This is a genomic window from Lactiplantibacillus sp. 30.2.29 (assembly GCF_018991255.1).
Lineage (GTDB): Bacteria > Bacillota > Bacilli > Lactobacillales > Lactobacillaceae > Lactiplantibacillus > Lactiplantibacillus pentosus.
Genome location: NZ_JAGYGU010000013.1, coordinates 70,564 through 86,023 on the forward strand (window position 1 = coordinate 70,564; position 15,460 = coordinate 86,023).

13 protein-coding genes are annotated in these 15,460 nt (G+C 46.9%); all 13 read left to right on the forward strand.

Annotated features, from left to right (window positions below; translation table 11 throughout):
- Positions 1 to 3 precede the first annotated feature (3 nt).
- The 13 genes from queA (at position 4) to trxA (ending at position 15,397) form a co-directional block, all read left to right on the forward strand.
- Positions 4 to 1,038, forward strand: coding sequence for a tRNA preQ1(34) S-adenosylmethionine ribosyltransferase-isomerase QueA (queA, locus tag KGF65_RS08840; RefSeq protein ID WP_003639159.1), 1,035 nt, complete (start codon positions 4 to 6; stop codon positions 1,036 to 1,038).
- A gap of 301 nt (positions 1,039 to 1,339) precedes the next feature.
- On the forward strand, positions 1,340 to 2,482 hold the full coding sequence (tgt, locus tag KGF65_RS08845) for a tRNA guanosine(34) transglycosylase Tgt (RefSeq protein ID WP_003639158.1): 1,143 nt from the start codon (positions 1,340 to 1,342) through the stop codon (positions 2,480 to 2,482).
- A gap of 77 nt (positions 2,483 to 2,559) precedes the next feature.
- A complete protein-coding gene (gene yajC, locus KGF65_RS08850; RefSeq protein WP_050339340.1) occupies positions 2,560 to 2,943 on the forward strand; it encodes a preprotein translocase subunit YajC in 384 nt (127 codons plus the stop codon).
- A 328-nt stretch (positions 2,944 to 3,271) separates the two neighbouring features.
- Positions 3,272 to 4,405, forward strand: a complete 1,134-nt coding sequence (gene dinB / locus KGF65_RS08855; RefSeq protein WP_088771061.1) for a DNA polymerase IV — start codon at positions 3,272 to 3,274, stop codon at positions 4,403 to 4,405.
- A 93-nt stretch (positions 4,406 to 4,498) separates the two neighbouring features.
- The gene (locus tag KGF65_RS08860) at positions 4,499 to 5,455 is read left to right on the forward strand and encodes a bifunctional oligoribonuclease/PAP phosphatase NrnA (RefSeq protein ID WP_050339338.1); all 957 of its coding nucleotides are present in this window, start codon (positions 4,499 to 4,501) and stop codon (positions 5,453 to 5,455) included.
- 2 nt (positions 5,456 to 5,457) lie between these two features.
- Positions 5,458 to 6,801, forward strand: coding sequence for a DEAD/DEAH box helicase (locus tag KGF65_RS08865; protein WP_088771063.1), 1,344 nt, complete (start codon positions 5,458 to 5,460; stop codon positions 6,799 to 6,801).
- A 323-nt stretch (positions 6,802 to 7,124) separates the two neighbouring features.
- On the forward strand, positions 7,125 to 9,767 hold the full coding sequence (alaS, locus tag KGF65_RS08870) for an alanine--tRNA ligase (protein ID WP_101873243.1): 2,643 nt from the start codon (positions 7,125 to 7,127) through the stop codon (positions 9,765 to 9,767).
- Positions 9,768 to 11,116: 1,349 nt separating this feature from the next.
- Positions 11,117 to 11,386: an IreB family regulatory phosphoprotein gene (locus KGF65_RS08875; protein ID WP_003639152.1), complete on the forward strand. Its 270-nt coding sequence runs from the start codon at positions 11,117 to 11,119 to the stop codon at positions 11,384 to 11,386.
- Positions 11,383 to 11,817, forward strand: coding sequence for a Holliday junction resolvase RuvX (ruvX, locus tag KGF65_RS08880; protein ID WP_003639151.1), 435 nt, complete (start codon positions 11,383 to 11,385; stop codon positions 11,815 to 11,817). Before KGF65_RS08875 ends, ruvX begins: the two co-directional genes overlap by 4 nt.
- 12 nt (positions 11,818 to 11,829) lie before the next feature.
- Positions 11,830 to 12,126 (forward strand): DUF1292 domain-containing protein, encoded by a 297-nt coding sequence (locus KGF65_RS08885; RefSeq protein ID WP_050339336.1) that lies wholly within the window; start codon positions 11,830 to 11,832, stop codon positions 12,124 to 12,126.
- Between the two features lie 132 nt (positions 12,127 to 12,258).
- Entirely contained in the window at positions 12,259 to 12,510 is a 252-nt protein-coding gene (gene zapA / locus KGF65_RS08890) for a cell division protein ZapA (RefSeq protein ID WP_050339752.1), read from the forward strand.
- A gap of 59 nt (positions 12,511 to 12,569) precedes the next feature.
- Positions 12,570 to 14,936 carry an endonuclease MutS2 gene (locus tag KGF65_RS08895; protein WP_101873244.1) on the forward strand — a complete coding sequence of 789 codons (2,367 nt, stop codon included), beginning with the start codon at positions 12,570 to 12,572 and terminating at the stop codon, positions 14,934 to 14,936.
- 149 nt (positions 14,937 to 15,085) lie between these two features.
- Entirely contained in the window at positions 15,086 to 15,397 is a 312-nt protein-coding gene (gene trxA, locus KGF65_RS08900) for a thioredoxin (protein WP_003639147.1), read from the forward strand.
- Positions 15,398 to 15,460: the final 63 nt, after the last annotated feature.

Genomic DNA, 15,460 nt, shown 5'->3' on the forward strand with positions numbered 1-15,460 from the left:
AACATGAGTTTAACACTTGAAGATTTTGATTATGATTTACCACACGAACTAATCGCTCAGACACCGATCAAAAAACGAGACAGTTCACGGTTATTAGAGTTGGATCGGAAAACGGGTGAAATGCAAGATAAGCATTTCTACGATATTATCGACCAACTTAATCCTGGCGACGCGGTTGTTATGAACAATTCGCGGGTCATGCCAGCTCGTTTGTACGGCGTTAAGCCTGAAACCGGTGGTCATGCTGAAGTACTCTTACTTCACAACACTGAGGGTGATGAATGGGAAACCCTAATGAAGCCTGCCAAACGCGCCAAAGTCGGTACCGTGATTTCATTTGGCGATGGTAAGTTAACGGCGACCGTCACGGCTGAAAAAGAAGACGGCATTCGGATGATTGAATTCCACTATGATGGGATCTTCATGGAAATCCTCGAAAGCTTGGGCGAGACGCCTTTACCACCATATATCAAGGAAAAACTCGATGATCCTGACCGTTACCAAACGGTTTATGCCAAGGAAAACGGTTCTGCCGCGGCACCAACTGCTGGGCTTCATTGGACAAAAGAATTGTTACAAAAAGTCCAAGATAAGGGCGTCAAGCTCGTTTATTTGACGCTACACGTTGGGCTGGGCACATTCCGACCAGTTGAAGAGGATAATATCGATGATCACAAGATGCACAGCGAATTCTACCGATTGGACGAAGACGCTGCGAAGACGTTGAATGAAGTTCGCCAAAATGGTGGTCGGATCATCGCCACTGGGACGACGTCGATTCGGACTTTGGAGACGATTGGGAGCAAGTTTGATGGTGAAATTAAGCCAGATTCTGGTTGGACGGATATTTTCATCAAACCCGGCTATCAATGGAAAGTCGTGGATGCCTTCATCACCAACTTCCACTTACCAAAGTCAACCTTAGTGATGCTGGTGGCGGCGTTCACAGGACGCGATATGATTTTGAAAGCCTACCAACATGCCATTGACGAGAAGTACCGGTTCTTTAGCTTCGGCGATGCGATGTTTATTCACTAGTGAGTGAGTGTAACTTGCTAAGATAGCGGTTGTGTCTGTGAGCGACACCGCAAAATGGTGCACCACGCGGCACGTTCCAGCTGATTACAATGATTAAATGATAGTGACAGCACTGTGACGGCTGTTTCGAAGTTGAGTTGTGAATTTTCGAAACGGCCAGTATAGTGCTGTTATTTTATCTCTGCATGGGGGCGCTCATCATGAGATGGTTGGCTGCTGTTGATCGTTGTGACTGGTTCACGGCTGGATTTCGTGCTATCATTATTTGAGTTTAGCAACATTTTGATACGGAGGAACAACTATGGAACCGGCAATTAAATACCGATTGATTAAGAAAGAAAAACACACTGGGGCCCGTTTAGGTGAATTGATTACACCCCACGGGACTTTCCCGACCCCAATGTTCATGCCAGTCGGGACTCAGGCAAGTGTCAAGTCCCTTGCACCCGAAGAACTGGATGCGATGGGGGCGGGCGTGATTTTATCCAACACGTACCATCTCTGGCTACGTCCTGGCGAACAAATCGTCAAGGAAGCGGGCGGATTACACCAGTTTATGAACTGGAAGAAGGGGATTTTGACCGATTCAGGGGGCTTCCAAGTCTTCTCACTGGCCAAGAACCGTGATATTACAGAAGAAGGGGTGCATTTCAAGAATCATTTGAATGGCTCCAAGATGTTCTTGTCACCTGAAAAAGCGATTCAAATCGAAAACGATCTTGGCCCCGACATTATGATGAGCTTGGACGAGTGTCCGCCATTTTTCGAAAGTTATGACTATGTCAGCAAATCCGTCGCCCGGACGAGTCGTTGGGCTGAACGAGGCTTGAAGGTTCATCAACATCCTGATTACCAAGGCTTATTCGGTATCGTTCAAGGTGCTGGGTTCAAGGATCTACGGGAACAAAGTGCTAAGGACTTAGTCAGCCTGGATTTCCCAGGTTATTCCATCGGTGGTCTATCCGTTGGGGAATCCAAAGCCGAAATGAACCACGTGCTCGACTTTACGACGCCACTGCTGCCTGAAAACAAGCCACGCTACTTGATGGGCGTTGGTTCAGCGGATGCCTTGATTGACGGGGCCATTCGTGGGGTTGACATGTTCGACTGTGTCTTGCCAACGCGGATTGCGCGTAATGGGACCTGCATGACGTCACATGGCCGCCTGGTTGTCAAAAATGCGGCGTACGCTCACGACTTTACGCCACTGGATGATAACTGCGATTGCTATACTTGTCGTAACTTCACACGGGCATATATCCGACACTTGATTAAGGCTGACGAGACCTTTGGACTTCGGTTGACGAGTTATCACAACCTGTATTTCTTATTGCATCTGATGCAACAGGTTCGCCAAGCCATCATGGACGATAATTTACTAGAGTTCCGGCAGAACTTCTTTGAAATGTACGGATTTAACGAGAAAAATCCGAAAAACTTCTAGCGATACTGGTATTTCAACCTGTAATTTGTTAAAGTTAAAGATAGTCAAACTTTTACTAAGATTAGGAGCGATATTAAATGGGATCAATGGCATCAATTTTGTTCATCGTGGTCATGTTTGCATTTCTGTACTTCTTCATGATCCGTCCACAAAAGAAACAGCAACAACAACATCAACAGATGCTCAACAAAATCAAACGTGGTGACAAGGTCACAACGATTGGTCGTTTACACGGGGTCGTTGATGAAGTTAACGAAACTGAAAAGACGGTTACGTTAGACTGTGACGGAATTTACTTGGTATTCGATTTGAATGCAATTGCTAAAATTTCACCAGCTGAAGATGCACAAGCTAAGACGGTTGCACCCGCATCCGGCGCTGCTGCGGAATCTGAAGCAACTTCCGAAGCTGAATCTGCTGCCAGTGCAACGGACGAAGCAAGCGATTCTGAAGCTAAATAAGTATGATGAGGTAAGGGTGGTCAGTAATGGCTGCCCTTATTTTTTTGCTTTTCTGAGACATTTAGCACCCGCCTGAACGTACGTTCGTGTATAATGAAGGGACTAGCTTAGTCGAAAGTTTGTCAGGTTTCAAAAGTGAGTACTAGTTTTGTTGGTCAGCGATGGTGGTTAAGGCCAAAGAGGTGTCCCCACAGCGGAACAATCAGGTGCTTATGCAAGCTGGCACAAACATGCGGTGCTGCCAAGTGAGCATAAGCTGGCTGCACTTAACTTTGAGTTTTGGCACATACATAACCAAATAAACGACCAAGGATGGAGGGCGATACCAGTGGCACAGTCGATAATTGAAGCACCGATTCGGGTTGATACGAGTCGGAAAATTATTCACGTGGATATGGATGCGTTTTACGCGTCAATTGAAGAACGGGAAAATCCGGCGTATAAGACACAACCATTGGTGATTGCACATGATCCGCGTCAGACTGGTGGTCGTGGGGTGGTCACAACGGCTAATTACGTTGCCCGTCAATTTGGCGTCCACTCGGCGATGCCAGCAGCTAAGGCGTTGGAATTGTGCCCCAAAGCTGTTTTTAAGACGCCTAATTTTCCGTTATATCGAGAGGTTTCTGCTCAGATTCATCGAATCTTCCATGAGTATACCGATATGATCGAGCCAATCGCTTTTGATGAGGCTTATTTAGATGTGACGGTCAATAAGAAACAAATGCATAGTGCGGTGGCGCTCGCCCATCAATTACAACAAGAAATTTGGCATCAGACTCATTTGACTTGTTCGACGGGAATTTCATATAACAAGTTCATCGCAAAATTAGCGTCAGATTACCGGAAACCAGCTGGTGTTACCATCGTGTTGCCTCAGGACGCGGAATCATTTTTATTACGGGAACCGATCGAAAAATTTCGCGGGGTCGGTAAAAAGACAGTGCCCAAGATGCATGATTTAGGAATTATGACTGGTCAAGACTTGTATGAACGCTCGGAGCTAGATTTGATTCAGCAGTTTGGTAAGTTGGGGTACATCTTGTATCGGCGCGTTCGGGGGAGCGATGACCGGCCAGTGGAATATTTGCGGGAACGAAAGTCGATTGGCAAGGAGCGCACGTTTGGCCCATTCCTACAGTCCACGGCGGAGGTCACGACACATCTTAAGGCAATTGCCAAATTAGTTGCGGCTAGCATGCAGTCCCATCAACGGCATGGAAAAACACTGGTTTTAAAGCTTCGGTATGGTGATTTTGTCACGATTACCAAGCGGCGGACATTTTCTGAATTTATTCCGAACGACCCGGTACTGTTCGACCAGTACGCCGAAGAAATTTTTGAGGACGTTGTTGATGAACACTTTTCCTCTGGCATCCGGCTATTAGGCATCACGTTGACTGGGTTAGCCCCACTGGCTTTTGAGAACCTGACTTTACCGTTATATCCAAATGATAATTAATTTATTTGGCGCGCCGCCCATTCTTCGGTATACTGGAGTACTGTGACAGTTTGATTCGCCACCAGTAAATTATGAGAGTAAGAAGGTTCATATATGACCGTCCAAACAGCAATTTTAGACTTAATTAAACAAGCAAAAACAATCATTATCCATCGGCATCAACGCCCAGATCCCGATGCCATTGGGAGCCAGCTTGGATTAGCTGACATTATTACCACTAGTTTCCCTGACAAACGGGTCTTGACGCCTGGCAAGCAGTACCATGGCTTTGACTGGCTAGGTCAGATGGACGAAGTGACGGAGGCTGACTATCAGGATGCCTTAGTTTTAGTTCTAGATACGGCTAATCAGCCCCGGGTTGATGGTGAATTCTGGAATCACGGGGCAACCTGTGTCAAAATTGACCATCATCCCAACGATGACGCTTTTGGCGATCCCCAGTGGGTCGACGTGGACGCCTCGAGTACCAGTGAGATGATTTACAACTGGTACGCCGAGTTCACGACGGAATTAACACTATCCGCCAATGCTGCCCGGCTACTCTATGCGGGCATCGTTGGTGACACCGGCCGGTTCTTATATTCAGCCACGAAGCCTAGCACCATGCGGGCAGCTGCTGCATTGATGGAGGCTGGCGCTGATGCCGAAGCGGTCAACCGCATTGAAGATACGATTACCTTACCCGTTGCTCGGCTCTCTGCCTATGTCTACGAGCATCTGACTCAGCTCGATTCCGGTGCCGCTTACGTGATTTTAACCAATGATATTCTAAAATCATTCGAAATTGGCGATGCTAGTACGGCTGGGGTCGTTCCGCTACCAGGCCGAATCGATACCGTTAAATGCTGGGCTATTTTCGTCCAACAAAAAGAGGGCAACTTCCGGATTCGGCTTCGTTCAAAGGGGCCGTCGATCAATGGCGTTGCCAAACTGCATGACGGTGGGGGCCACGCGCTGGCCAGTGGCGCCAAGGCAGCAGACCAACAAGAGATTGAGACAGTGGTTCGGGAACTTGACCAAGTCGCAACTGATTATGAGAAAGAGGTTTAACTATGACCGCAAGTTTTGAAGATTTTAAATTGCAGCCGTTCTTGATGCAGGCGTTGACTGAAATCAACTTCCGCAAACCAACTGCGGTGCAAGAAAAGCTGATTCCAGTGATTGCCGCTGGACGCAGTGTGATTGGGCAATCAGCAACCGGGAGTGGGAAAACCCATACCTTCCTGTTGCCGATGATCAATCAGTTAAATGCGGATGAGCGCTACGTTCAAGCCGTTATTACGACACCTAGTCGGGAATTAGCTTACCAGATTCAGGCTGCAGCCAAGCAGTTGATTCAGCACAGTCCTAAAGCCATTCACATCGGACTGTACGTCGGTGGGACAGATAAGCAAGACCAAATCGAAAAGTTACACCGGCACCAACCCCAACTGATTATTGGGACACCAGGTCGGATTTTGGATTTGATGCGTTCACAGTCGCTTGACGTGCACCGGGCCACGCAGTTAGTCGTCGATGAAGCTGACATGACCCTTGACTTAGGGTTCTTGAACGTGGTTGATCAAATTGCCGGGCGGATGCCTGCCGATTTACAAATGTTAGTCTTTTCAGCCACGATGCCGCAAAAGCTAACGCCGTTCTTGAAAAAGTACATGAACAACCCTGTTATGGAAGAAATTCCGGTTGAATCCGTGATTAGTCCAACGATTGACAATTGGCTGATTTCAACGAAGAGTCATGACAAGAATAGTATCATTTACCGCTTACTGACGATTGGTGAACCGTACTTGGTCCTCATTTTTGCGAATACCAAGGAACGGGTTCAAGAGTTGACGCATTATTTACGGCAACAGGGACTGACCGTTGCCATGATTCATGGTGATATTCAACCCCGGGAACGTAAGCGCGTGATGCGCGACGTCCAACAATTGAAGTATCAGTTCGTTGTGGCGACCGATTTGGCGGCTCGTGGGATCGATATTGAAGGCGTTTCGCACGTCATCAATGATGATATTCCGAATGACCTGGAATTCTTCATTCACCGGGTCGGCCGGACTGGTCGCAATGGCATGGCCGGGACGGCGATTACGCTCTATAGCCCTGGTGAAGAAGACAAAGTCAGTGCGGTTGAAGCGATGGGCATTAAGTTTAAGCCAAAAGCAATCCGCGATGGTGAAATCGTTGATTCGTATGACCGTAATCGGCGGGCCAAGCGGGGGCCGAAGCAGGAAAAGCTCGATCCAACGTTGATTGGTTACGTCAAAAAGTCGAAGAAAAAGGTCAAACCAGGCTATAAGCGCCGTATTCGCAAGAAAATCAGTGATAAAGCACGGATGGATCGGCGAATCGAACAACGCGCCGCTGCTCGAAAGGCCCGTAAAGATCGTAAATCTTAAGCTGATTTTTCAGCGATGTCGAGAGAAATTGGTGGGCGTGTATTGACAACGTCGGCTAAGTTTTCTATACTTTGCAAAGTAAGGACATATTTAACGCCCATGTCGGTCTAGAGACACTTTGGCTGCTGGAAAAAGTGCGGTGGACGTTAGATGCTACCTAAGAATGAATGACTAGCAAACTAGTCCGCGTCTCAGCGTTAATGAGCTTAAGAGGTAAACGAACACATCGTTGCAAGCAAAGTGGTACCGCGTTAACAGCGTCTTTGCTAGCAACGGTGTTTTTTTGCCTTAATTTGGAGCGTAAGAAAGGGTGCCAGAATTAGATGAAAAAATTAAGTAGTAGTGAGATTCGGCAAATGTATCTCGACTTTTTCCATGAAAAAGGCCATACCATCGTGCCGAGTGCTTCACTGGTTCCAGTCGATGACCCAACATTATTGTGGATCAACTCTGGGGTCGCAACGATGAAGAAATATTTCGATGGCTCAGTTGTTCCCGATAATCCGCGGATGACGAGTTCACAAAAGAGTATTCGGACCAACGATATCGAAAATGTTGGGCGGACCGCACGGCATCACACTTTATTTGAAATGCTCGGTAATTTCTCGGTTGGTGATTACTTCAAAAAGGAAGCCATCAGCTGGGCTTGGGAACTTCTGACCTCACCAAAATGGTTTGGCTGGGATCCTGAGAAGCTTTACATGACGGTTTACCCTAAGGATACCGATGCGGCTAAGTTCTGGGAAGAGACTGGCGTTAAACCTGACCATATCATTAAGGTTGAAGATAACTTCTGGGATATTGGTCAAGGCCCATCCGGCCCCGATTCAGAAATCTTCTACGACCGTGGTGAAAGTTTCAATAATCTAGCTGATGATGATCCTGAAAACTATCCGGGTGGCGAAAACGAACGCTACTTGGAAGTTTGGAACATCGTTTTCTCACAATTTAACCACACGCCAGAAGATACCTATGAACCATTACCACGTAAAAACATTGATACGGGGATGGGCCTCGAACGGGTCGTTTCGGTCTTCCAAAATGCCAAAACGAACTTTGAAACCGACTTATTCCTGCCAATCATTCACAAGACGGAAGAATTAAGTGATGGCAAGCATTATGGTGACAATGCCCAGGACGACGTATCGTTCAAGGTGATTGCTGACCATGCGCGTGCAATTACGTTCGCCATCAGTGATGGCGCCTTACCTTCTAATGAAGGCCGGGGCTATGTCATTCGACGGTTGATTCGGCGGGCCATTTTACACGGCCAAAAGCTGGGCTTAAAAGAAGCCTTCCTGGATCAATTAGTGCCAATTGTCGGTAAAATCATGGTTTCACACTATCCCGACGTGTTGAAAAACAGCGACTATATCGAAAAAGTTGTGGCCGGTGAAGAAAAGCGGTTTAACGAAACTTTGAATGATGGGTTGAACCTTCTGAATAATTTGATTGCCGAAACCAAGCAGGCTGGTCAAACGACCTTAGCAGGTAAGGATGCCTTCAAACTGTATGATACGTACGGTTTCCCATTTGAATTGACGAAGGAATACGCTGGCGATGAAGACTTAGCCGTTGATGAAGCCGGCTTCGAAGTCGAAATGAAGGCCCAACGTGATCGTGCCCGTAATGCGCGGAGTGGGGCCAAATCAATGGGCGTGCAACGCAGTTTGTTGATTGACATCAAGACGCCGAGTGAATATGTTGGTTACGATGAATTGACGGATGTGCAGGGGACGTTGAACGATATTATCGTGGACGAGACCTTAGTCGATCATGTTGACGGTGGTAAAGCTGAAATGATTTTCAGTAAAACGCCATTTTACGCCGAAATGGGTGGCCAAGTTGCTGACCGCGGGGTTATTTTAGATGCTGACGGTACAACCGTGGCCAAAGTGACGGATGTTCAAAATGCGCCTAACAAGCAACATTTGCACACGGTGGAAGTCCTGAAGCCAATGCACAAGGATACCACCTACACCTTGAACGTTGATCTTGCCTTCCATAACAAGGTCGAGAAAAATCATACGGCGACCCACCTACTGGATCAAGCGCTGCGCGATGTCTTAGGTGAACATACGAAGCAAGCGGGTTCACTGGTTGAACCTGATTACCTGCGTTTCGACTTTACCCATTTTGGCCAAGTTACGGATGAAGAACTCGCCAAGGTTGAACAAATCGTTAACGATAAAATCTGGGCGGCCTTGCCGGTAACTGCCATCCAAACCGACCAAGAAACGGGTCATAAGATGGGCGCTATCGCGGTCTTTACTGAAAAATACGGTAAAATTGTCCGTGTCGTTTCAATCGGGGATTACTCAATTGAATTCGATGGTGGGACCCACGTTAAGAACAGTAGCGAACTTGGCTTGTTCAAGATCGTTACCGAAACCGGGATTGGTGCTGGGACTCGTCGGATTGAAGCCGTTACGTCGAAGGAAGCCTTTGAACTATTGGCTGGTGAAGAACAGACCTTGAAGCAGGTGGCTGCACAAGTCAAGGCGCCTAAGTTAGCTGACACGCCAACTAAGATCAGCCAGTTGCAAGCCGACTTGAAGGCCGAACAACAAAAACGTGCCAGTCTCGAAAGTCGTTTAGCTAAGCAACAAGCTGGCGCTGTCTTTGACCAGGTCGATACGGTCAATGGCACCACCTTGATTGCACAACAAGTTGAAGTTTCTGGCATGGATCAACTACGGCAGTTAGCTGATACTTGGAAGACGAAGCAATATTCAGACGTGTTGGTTTTGGGTACTGTAATCGGTGAAAAGGTCAACTTGTTAGTTGCTGTGAGTGATGACAAGGTCAAAGCAGGCATCAAAGCCGGTGATTTGATCAAAGCCATTGCACCACAAGTTGGTGGTGGCGGTGGTGGTCGGCCAACATTGGCCCAAGCTGGTGGTAAGAAGCCCGCTGGATTACCTGCTGCACTGAAAGCTGCTCATGATTGGTTAGCTGAACAGTAATTAGTAAGCCTGGAAGTTTGCTAACAAAATATGTGTGTGCTGGCGGTAATTAAGCTGAGCAGACACAACGATAAATTTATTAGAGAAACGGTTTTTCAATTCGACTTGAAAAGCCGTTTTTTGATACAGTAATGCTTAACGACCAGCCCGTGATTTTTGGTAATCAATCGCGAAATCAACACCGATGCGGTGCTTATACATTTTGCTAGTTAGTTCGTCATGAATCATGATTAAAAGATGCCAGTTTAGTTAGCTTAGTGTTTGTCAGCCGGGAGCATCCTAGTCCGACTTCCGGGGCCGGCTGACAACGCTGGAACAGGGCGGACATCGATTTGAACTCACGCAGAAACCCACTGCGCAATTTCAAATACGAGTCTTCTTCTAGCCCGGGAAACCCACCCGGACAAGAAGAATTTCGCCCTTGAGCATTGTCAGCCAGCCCCTACAGTCGGGAAGCCGCTCGAATGGCAGATGAACGGCCACCTTACATGGTGTAACTGACCACTAAATACTAGGTGACGGGTCCTTCAGACAAACTTTGAGTTGGTATCGATGATGGCAATAAAATTCATCTGGAATTTGCAGGCCAAGATTTTGTTGAGCGGATCTAATCGAAACTACCTTGTTAGTAAATGACAGGATTGCTGATTTCAAAGCATTAAGTAGTTCATATTTAGTCTGATTCGAAAACATATCAAGTAAAGGATAGTAATCAACACACTCCTGTACTGATGAGACTAGACGATAGCCTAATGATCAAGAAAAAAGTTTTAGATAAAACAAATCTGACAGTTAGATAACAGCTGTACTGTTTGATATGAATCAGCAATCAGTCCATTAAAAATTGGGTCCGCATATATCTGCCTTTCGAATAGGATCCCGGCTGGAAGGTATTCTGGGCAAGGCCCAGTGGTGAAATTTCACTTAGCAAGTGTCTTTTGCTTGGTTAGTGAAAGACCAGTATTTAAGACGTGGGTTGTCGGCTTAAATCTGTCCACCACGTTCCGGCCATTGCCCAGAATGCCTGGAAGCCGGACTAGGACGAGCAAAACAGTGCAGTTTTACGCGAACTCGCACTGTTTCCAGCGGGGCTCAGCTGGCATCTTTTAACCATGATTCATGCTAAATAATAACTAGCACGGCGTATGTCAGATTATCGTGGCGTGGACCGCCAATTGGCAGAGCGGTTTATTAATGAAAAATACCTGTAAATGATGTAATTATTGCAGAAAAGAACCGATTTCGCCGTTTATTATTACGAATGTGTTACATCAAAGTGGATTGATTGTACTTCATATGGGCATTTAGTAAAATAGACAAGAAGCGGAAACTAGCGGGAGGTGCTTGATATGAGTTCATTAGACAAAACAATGTACTTTGACTTCGATAATGATAGCGTTAAAGATGTCCATGATACGCTAACAACGGTTTATGAAGCATTACAAGAGAAGGGCTATAACCCGATTAATCAGATTGTCGGTTACTTACTATCTGGTGATCCGGCGTATATCCCGCGCTTAAACGATGCTCGGAACTTAATTCGGAAGCATCAGCGTGACGAGATTATCGAGGAACTTGTCAAGTCTTATTTAAAGGCAGATAAGGATGTTGATGCATGAAGTTAATGGGGTTGGATGTTGGTTCCAGAACTGTGGGCGTTGCCATTAGCGATGCTTTTGGTTGGACGGCACAAGGCGTTGAAATTATTCGTATTAATGAGGATGCTGAAGAATTCGGTATCGACCGGGTCGCTGAACTGGTGACCGAGTTGGATGCTGGGGGCTTTGTCCTCGGCTTGCCAAAGAATATGAATAATACGCTGGGACCGCGGGCTGAAGCCGCTCAACATTATGGTGAGCTATTGACGGCTCGGTTTCACTTACCGGTAGACTTCGAAGATGAACGGTTAACGACCGTCGAAGCAGAGCGGATGCTCGTCGAAGAGGCGAACACCTCACGCAAGAAACGCAAAAAGGTGATCGATAAGCTAGCTGCTAGCTTGATCTTACAAAATTACTTGGATCGCCATGGCAAACTCACACAAGAATAGCGAGGAACTAACATGAGTCAAAACCAAGATCGTAAAGACAACGACGTTATCACCTTAGTTGATGACGAGGGTAATGAAACCCTATTTAATATTTTATTCACGTTTGATTCGGAAGACTATGGTCATTCCTACATCTTAATTTACCCGGCAGATGCACCGGCCGATGATGAAGTTGATATTCAAGCCTACATCTATGACCCAGAAGATGGCGATAATGGCGAATTGCAACTCATTGAATCCGATGATGAATGGGATATGGTTGAGCAAGTGCTGAACACCTTCTTAGCCGATGATGGTGGTATGCAATAGTCACCCGTAATGTTGAGCTCGTGGACCCAGGTCCGCGGGCTCTTTTTGAAGGGCCTGCTGCGATTCTAACGGTCGCAAAAAAGGCCTAACCATGCTAGAATATTATTGTTATTGAAAGGAAGCTGGATGTTGATGACTGCTAATAAGCGCCGCTTCAAAGCGGAAATTGATGGTCATACTTACACGATCATCGGCACGGCATCTGACCGTCACATGCAAACGGTGACGCGGATGATGAATGAACAAATTACACAACTTAAAAAATTAGCACCTGATATGTCTGATACGGAAATTGCGACGTTACTCGCTTTTAACGCAATCTCAGACCAGGTGGACAAACAAGCTGAATTATTGAAAATGCAAACGGATGATGCCGACAAGTAATTGCATTGTCCGTTTTTTTGCGACTTTCCGTAATTCATTGGAACTTCGGAGGGATGTTATTGAATTCCAAAGTATTGAATACGCTAGAGTATCAACAAGTTAAACAACAACTCGCCCCATACCTCGTCTCGGCGACGGGGCAACAAGCATTGAACGACTTACAGCCGATGACCACGGTCGCTGATATTCAGCGCGCCTTGGACGAAACCAATGATGGGGTGGAAGTTTATCGGTTAAAGGGTGGGATACCAGTCGCCCGTTTAGCAGATATCCAACCACATATGAAACGCCTGGCCATTGGTGCGACCTTGAACGGTAGTGAGCTGGGTCAAGTGGCACGGGTTTTACGGACAACCCGTGCGATTACCCGCTTTTTTGCGGATTTGTTGGCTGATGCACCCGAAAATGACATTCGACATTTGTTCGATGAAGTCAATGAATTAGTCACGTTGCCAGAGGTTACCAAGCGGTTAGCAACGGCGATTGAAGGTGACGGTCATATTACTGACGATGCGTCCCCAGAATTGAACCACATTCGGGGCAGCATTCGCCGGACAGAGACTGAAATTCGAAATCAAATGGGACACTATACACGTGGCCATGATGCCAAGTATTTGAGTGATCCGATTATTACGATTCGTAATGACCGCTATGTGATTCCGGTCAAAGCCGAAAATCGGGGGCGGTTTGGTGGCATCGTGCATGACCAAAGTGCCAGTGGACAGACGCTCTTCATCGAACCACAGGCAGTTATGGCCTTAAATGACCGATTGCGGCAAAACCAAGTGGCTGAAAAACAAGAAGAACAACGTATCTTGGAAGAATTATCTAACTTGATTGCACCTTATCAAGAAGAAATTATTCACAACGCGGCCATCTTAGGTCACTTTGATTTTATCAATGCCAAGGCGCGCTATGCCCATGATATGCACGCAACTGAACCAGAAGTGTCGCCGTCCAATGAGGTCTACTTGCGACAAGCACGGCACCCTTTAATCGATCCGCGAAAAGTGGTCGCCAACGATATCAGTTTAGGTATCGATTATCAAGCGATGGTGATCACTGGTCCGAACACCGGTGGTAAGACGATTACCTTGAAGACACTGGGGTTACTGCAGCTAATGGCCCAATCTGGGCTGTTTATCCCAGTTGAAGCGGGGAGCCGGGTCGGCGTTTATCATGAAATCTTTGCAGACATTGGTGATGAACAATCAATCGAACAGAATTTGAGTACGTTCTCGTCACACATGGAAAATATCGAGAGCTTCCTGGCTCAAATCGATGAACACAGCTTAGTGTTGGTCGATGAATTAGGTGCCGGGACCGACCCACAAGAAGGGGCCGCACTCGCGATTGCGATTTTGGATGCGATTGGCGCTAAAAGCACCCAAGTCGTCGCAACGACCCACTATCCAGAATTGAAAGCATACGGGTTTAATCGACCGGATACGATCAACGCCAGCATGGAATTTGATGAGCAGACGCTTAAGCCAACGTATCGATTATTAGTCGGGATTCCAGGGCGTAGTAATGCGCTTGATATTGCACAACGGCTGGGGATTCCACAGTCAATCGTTGACCAGGCACGCTCGCTGACAGATACCGATAGTCAAGATTTAAACGCAATGATTGCCGATTTGGTCACTAAACGTAAGCAAGTTGAGGATGCGCAAGTCGCTTTGAAGGCCCAAGTGGCTGATTCAGAAAAACTGCACCGGCAACTGAAGAGTGAATTCAACGCTTATCAACAACGTAAGGATCAGCTGATTGAAGATGCCAAGGTTCAAGCCAATACGATCGTTGAAGAGAGTAAGACCAAGGCCGATGCGATTATCAGTGATTTGCGTAAAAAGCAATTAGCCAGCGGTACGGCGAATGTCAAAGAAAATGAGCTGATTGATGCCAAGGGAGCCTTGAATGCCCTTGAACAGCAACCTAAGCTGAAGAAGAACCGAGTTTTGCGCCGGGCTAAAGCCCAACATGAGTTTCATGAAGGTGACGATGTCCTCGTCAAATCGTACGGACAACGGGGCGTTTTAATGCAACGGATGGGCAAGCACGCCTGGGAAGTTCAACTGGGTATCTTGAAGATGAAGATCAGTGACAGTGACTTAGAGCGCGTCACACCGGAACCAGAACCGAAACGGGCGCGGGCAACAGTCCAGAGTGCCAACGCCAGCCACGTTTCGCCGAACCTCGATTTGCGGGGCGTGCGGTATGAGGACGCGATGACTCAAGTTGACCGCTACATTGATGCGGCACTGCTCGCGGGTTATCCGTCAGTGACCATCGTCCACGGTAAGGGAACTGGTGCCCTCCGCGAGGGAATTACCAATTACTTGAAGTCGAATCGTCAAGTCAAGTCGTTCCACTTTGCGGCGCCCAACCACGGTGGCAACGGGGCGACTGAAGTCCAGTTCAAGTAAGAATATTTAAGCACTCAATTGCCACTCAGGCTAATGATGATAGTGATTCCTTCCGATAGCACTTAAATTGTGAGCAAATTGTTTGTGTTCCCGGACGTTACTGGTATACTTACTATAAGTAACAGAATAAGAAAAGGAGGCCGATTTACATGGTCGCAGCAACTACTGATAAAACTTTTACAACGGATACTGCTTCAGGGGTTACGTTAACTGACTTCTGGGCAACTTGGTGTGGTCCTTGCCGGATGCAATCACCAGTTGTCGAACAGTTAGCCGATGAAATGGGTGACAAGGTGACGTTCAACAAAATGGATGTCGATGCGAACCCAGAAACGGCCAGCAACTTTGGTATCATGAGTATCCCAACTTTATTAGTTAAAAAGGATGGCGAAGTCGTCGATACATTAGTTGGCTACCATTCCAAGGATCAAATCAAACAAACTTTAGATCAGTATTTATAAACAAGTGATTCTGAATCGCTAATAGCGGTCCAGGGTTGGGCCAATGAAATAGCCTATTCGCCA